At 55.1% G+C, this 3,111-nt stretch carries 3 protein-coding genes; all 3 read right to left on the reverse strand.

All coding sequences use genetic code 11. The features are described from left to right. Positions 1-710 (reverse strand): nickel-dependent hydrogenase large subunit (locus tag ACEQ15_RS13210; RefSeq protein WP_370279658.1); only part of this gene is annotated, 710 nt, incomplete at its 3' end. Further along, positions 707-1,786, reverse strand: a complete 1,080-nt coding sequence (locus tag ACEQ15_RS13215) for a hydrogenase small subunit (RefSeq protein WP_370279659.1) — start codon at positions 1,784-1,786, stop codon at positions 707-709. The genes ACEQ15_RS13215 and ACEQ15_RS13210, both read right to left, overlap by 4 nt. 293 nt (positions 1,787-2,079) lie before the next feature. Then, positions 2,080-3,111 (reverse strand): MFS transporter (locus tag ACEQ15_RS13220; RefSeq protein WP_370279660.1); only part of this gene is annotated, 1,032 nt, incomplete at its 5' end.

Below are 3,111 nucleotides of genomic sequence, written 5' to 3' on the forward strand. Positions count from 1 at the left end.
GACACGCCACCCACCATGTAGTTCGGGTGTGGGTTCTTACCGCCGAAAATGGTGTGGATCTTGACGATCTCTTTCTGGAAATCCAGCGCCTCCAGGTAGTGAGACACCGCCATCAGGTCCGCTTCCGGCGGTAGTTTGTACGCCGGGTTATCCCAGTAGCCGTTGGCAAACAGACCCAGCTGTCCGGTTTCAACAAACTTCTTCAGACGTGTCTGTACGTCCTTGAAGTAACCCGGGCTGGATTTGGCGTGACGCGGTGACACCATCTTCTGCAGCTCCGAGGTTTTGATCGGATCTGCTTTCAGCGCATTCACTGGGTTTACCCAGTCCAGCGCGTGCAGGTGGTAGAAGTGTACGATGTGGTCGTGCACCTGCAGGGTTTTGTCCATCAGATGACGGATAAGGTGAGCGTTCAGCGGCACCTGAATATCCAGCGCATCCTCGACTGCTCGAACGGAGGTTAACGCGTGGGTACCAGTACAAACACCGCAGATACGCTCGACAAACGCCCAGGCATCACGTGGGTCACGGCCTTTCAGAATCACTTCCAGACCACGCCACATGGTGCCGGTAGACACTGCATTGCGGATGACATTGTTCTCATCCACATTCACTTCGCAACGCATGTGCCCTTCAATTCGGGTTACAGGATCAACAACCACCCGGCGTCCGCTGTTGTCCAGATTTTTTGCATTCAGTTGGGTGCTCATGAGTCCTGGTCTCCTTTATGCTGCGCACGTTTGATAGCACTTACTGCGGCGTGTGCAGCGATCGCAGCACCTACGCCACCCGCGACAGCGGTACCAATTTCATCGGCGTTCTTCTCGATGCCGAACTGCGGAATGTTGGAGAGTCGGTCATAGAACGAACCCTTGTCCCAGAAACCGTCTTCGGAACAACCGATACAACCGTGACCGGCCTGGATCGGGAAGGAAACACCTTCGTTCCAGCGTACGGTGGAACAGGCGTTGTAGGTGGTTGGTCCCTTACAACCCACTTTGTACAGGCAGTATCCCTTACGTGCGCCTTCATCATCCCACTGCTCGACAAACTGACCGGCATCGAAGTGCGGACGGCGGTAGCATTTATCGTGGATACGCTGGCTGTAGAACATCTTCGGACGGCCCTGACGGTCCAGCTCAGGCATCTTGCCGAAGGTCAGCATGTAGGTGATCACACCGGTCATGACTTCCGCGATCGGCGGGCAGCCCGGTACTTTGATGATCGGTTTGTCGGTGATCACTTTGTGGATCGGCACTGCTTGGGTTGGGTTTGGACGTGCGGCCTGCACACAACCCCAGGACGCGCAGGAACCCCAGGCGATGATCGCAGCTGCGTCTTTCGCGGCGTACTTCAGTTTTTCTACAAAGGGTTTACCACCGGAAATACAGAACATGCCATCTTCGTTCAGCGGCGGATTGCCCTCGACGGCAAGGATGTATTTGCCTTTGTATTTTTTAATGGTCTCGTGCAGAACTTCTTCCGCCTGGTGACCGGCCGACGCCATCAGCGTGTCGTCGTAGTCCAGGGAGATCATCGACAGCACCACATCTTTTACCAACGGGTGTGCAGAACGGATAAAGGACTCGGAACAACAGGTACATTCCAGACCGTGCAGCCACAGTACAGGCGTACGCTCCTTAGTTTCCATCGCGTGCGCAATCTGCGGCGCAAACGTTGGCCCCAGACCCAGCGCCGCGGCAGTCAGGCTGCAATATTTCAGGAAGCTACGACGGGTTATCCCCTGTCGCCGCATAACTTCGTAGAAGGTTTCAATTTGGGACATTCGGCTCTCTCCGGCAGTGATACCGCTGAAGAAGCACTGCTCGGTCCTACACACTCACCCCAGATGCGAAAAAGGTGCTCATAGCGCGGCAGCAAACAGTGTTCAGCTTTATAGTTTTTTATTGGTCAGCTATAGCTTCAGCAAAGAGCGGGCCAAGTTTAAAAACCGCTAGGAATCAATAACCTGAGGAAGAGAGAGAGAAAAGATGGATAACTGACTTACCAGCATTGCGAGGCAAGCGGTAAGTCAGTTGGCAGCGACAAAGGTCTTAGGTGGTAAGCAAACTGCTCTGCTTAAGCTGTTGCGATCTGCGGTTGATCCCGATTATCCAGGAAGCCGGAAAGTCGCGTCAGTAACAGTGCCCAAAAGACAATAATCGCGCCGATCCATGGGGTATCCATCAGCGTCATGGAATCCACAATTAAACCACCGACATAAGCACCAACAGCGATACCCACATTGAACGCGGCGATATTCAGGCCAGATGCCACATCCACAGCCTGCGGTGTGTGTTTCTCGGCCAGCTTCACCACATACACCTGCAAGCCCGGTACGTTACCAAATGCAAAGGCCCCCCATACCAATACAGTCAGTACAGCAGTGATCTGGTTTCCGGCCGTAAAGGTAAAGGCCACCAGCACCAGTGCCAACGCGGCAAAGATGATGTGCAACGCTTTAACGGGGCCCATGCGGTCGGCCATCTTTCCGCCCCAAATATTGCCGACAGCGACAGACACGCCGTACACCAACAGCAGCAGCGCAATCGAGCTGGATTCAAAGCCAGACACCTGTTCAAGGATTGGCGCCAGGAACGTAAACGCTACAAACGTACCGCCATAACCCACTGCGGTCATCGCATACACCAGCAGCAATCGTGGCTGCGTCAGTACACTCAACTGCTGGGACAAACGTGCTGGTTGGGCTTGTTTCAGGTTACGTGGAATCAACAGTGCACTGCCGACAAAAGCGATCACACCCAGCAGGGACACCACGAGGAACGTAGCCCGCCAGCCGAACGCCTGGCCGATCCAGGTTCCTAGGGGAACGCCGGTTACCAGTGCAACGGTCAGGCCGGTAAACATGATCGCAATGGCACTCGCTTCTTTATCTTTAGAGACCAGAGTGGTGGCGATAGTGGATCCGATCGAGAAAAACACACCGTGGGCCAGACCTGTCAGGACACGGGCCGTGATCAGGGATTCGTACCCCGGCGCAAGCCACGCCATCAGGTTCCCCGCCACAAACAGGGCCATCAATGCCAGCAGCACCACTTTTCGATTCCAGCGACCGGTCAGGGCCGTGAGCACCGGTGCACCCACCGCGAC

This window comes from Pontibacterium sp. (assembly GCF_964228735.1).
GTDB lineage: Bacteria > Pseudomonadota > Gammaproteobacteria > Pseudomonadales > Balneatricaceae > Pontibacterium.

Coding starts and splice junctions, on each gene's coding strand:
- ACEQ15_RS13215 (WP_370279659.1), bottom strand. CDS start 1,786: ATGTCCCAAATTGAAACCTTCTACGAAGTTATGCGGCGACAGGGGATA.